We start from the raw sequence: 1705 nt of genomic DNA, 5'->3' as shown, positions 1-1705 counted from the left end.
CTTCTTTTCAATCGCATCAATCTTGGCCTTATCAGCTTAGATCTCGTCTCGCCATAGTAGTCATTCTGGTTCATCTCCTTATGCGGGTTAGGTTCCCACACACAAACCATCAGACACTCTCTCAGCTGGGCACCTAGCCTCTTACGCTGGCTAATCGCCCCGAACGAATCAGTCCGGAACCTCGATCATGTCGAACTCACTGAATAGAGCCGGCAACAAAAACTAAAGAACGCCCTATGGCAATCATCTTTTGCATCCATCAGATTCCACGAGCGTTCACGCCAATTCTATGAACGAAAGCGCAATGAAGGCAAAAGACACAACGCCGCAGTAGTAGCACTCGCCCGCAGACGACTCAACGTCCTTTACGCCATGATGCGCAACTACGAGTATTACCACGACCCCGCCCCAGCAAAAGAAGCCGCAGCAGCTTAACCCCTAACAGTGAAACAAGCCGACTGGGCAAAATCCCAGTCGGCTACCAGTCGCGCGCAAAAACAACACACCTAAAAATCCCGAGTTAGGGATCCGCCCCCGTCAACCCCACCCGCGAGATTGACAAACTACATAGGAACACCCTCCAGCTATCCTATTCGACATGATGCAAACCCACGCCAATTATTCTCGCCCCTTCCCAGACCACTGGTTTCCAGCATTAGCGAGGCTGTGTCAAGAAACAGCTCAAAATATGCAGACGATCGGCCAGGCCAACCTCAGTCTCACAGCGGAAGAAAAGCAAGACATAAACGAGTATTTCCACGCCGAGGATTACAACGTTGCTCTCATCGGCGAAGAAATAACCGGTGGGTCTGCAGACCTCGTTGGAGGGTGGCTCTACACGATCAACAATCTTCTCGATGGTCCTTTCGTCAGCCCCGTGACCATCGCCCCCGTTGCTCGTGCAGCAATCGAGACCAGCGCACAGATCGCTTACCTCAATGCATTTGAACCAATCGAGCGATGTTTCTGGGCCATGCGAGCGGTCACAGACAAGATTCATTATGAAAAGGAGCGTGACCTCGTTCCAGGTGTATTCCCCCGACTCAAAGAAGCAACAAAGGTCCACACGGACCGGCATCGTGGGACGAAATTTGAGTTCCCTGACAACACCACGCTAGTACGTGAAACGCTAAAAGTCTTGGGCGGCTACCGGATGTACAAGGAGACGAGCGCATATACGCACCAGCATGCTTGGACAGCCTACAAGCACAGCAATTACGTCATGTACAACCCTTTGCCGTTAGAGCTCCGAACGATTCGCTTCGTCTTAGACGCGTTAGCAGCAGCTGACTACGCAGCACGCTCCTTCATCAACTTTCGAAATACGACAAAGACTGCTACTGCGTATTCTAACCTCGACATATTGCTAGGCATACGCAAAGCAGTCCATGACGAGTTCGTAGCTTGGATGACCGAGAACAACGTCGCTCTCGCCCCCTAAACCACCCGCAGCCCCTCGCCACGTCCGTGTCCATGAAACAGCCCCCGCACCGCCACCAGATCCTTATCCCTGAGGTCTGGGCGGAACGACTCGAAGCGCTTCAACGTCTCGATCCCCGCCGCGTGACAGATAAACGCATCGGGCACATATCGGTCCATCAAGTCCACGATCCATGTCGCTTTGAGCCGGGTTGCGTCCCTTAGTGTGGTGTAACGCTTGCTGATGGTGGGCCCCGGAAATAGTGGGGCGGTCACCGTCAGTTAA

1 protein-coding gene and 1 pseudogene are annotated in these 1705 nt (G+C 53.0%); both read left to right on the top strand.

The genetic code is table 11. The features are described 5' to 3' along the window. Positions 1-109: 109 nt before the first annotated feature. Positions 110-435, top strand: a pseudogene (locus ABRP98_RS11690) (transposase); the annotation flags it as partial. Between the two features lie 163 nt (positions 436-598). After that, the gene (locus ABRP98_RS11685) at positions 599-1441 is read left to right on the top strand and encodes a hypothetical protein (protein WP_349859357.1); all 843 of its coding nucleotides are present in this window, start codon (positions 599-601) and stop codon (positions 1439-1441) included. Positions 1442-1705: the final 264 nt, after the last annotated feature.

It is taken from the genome of Corynebacterium sp. KPL2838, from assembly GCF_040225455.1.
Lineage (GTDB): Bacteria > Actinomycetota > Actinomycetes > Mycobacteriales > Mycobacteriaceae > Corynebacterium > Corynebacterium rhinophilum.
This window is presented reverse-complemented; position numbering and strand designations above follow the sequence as displayed.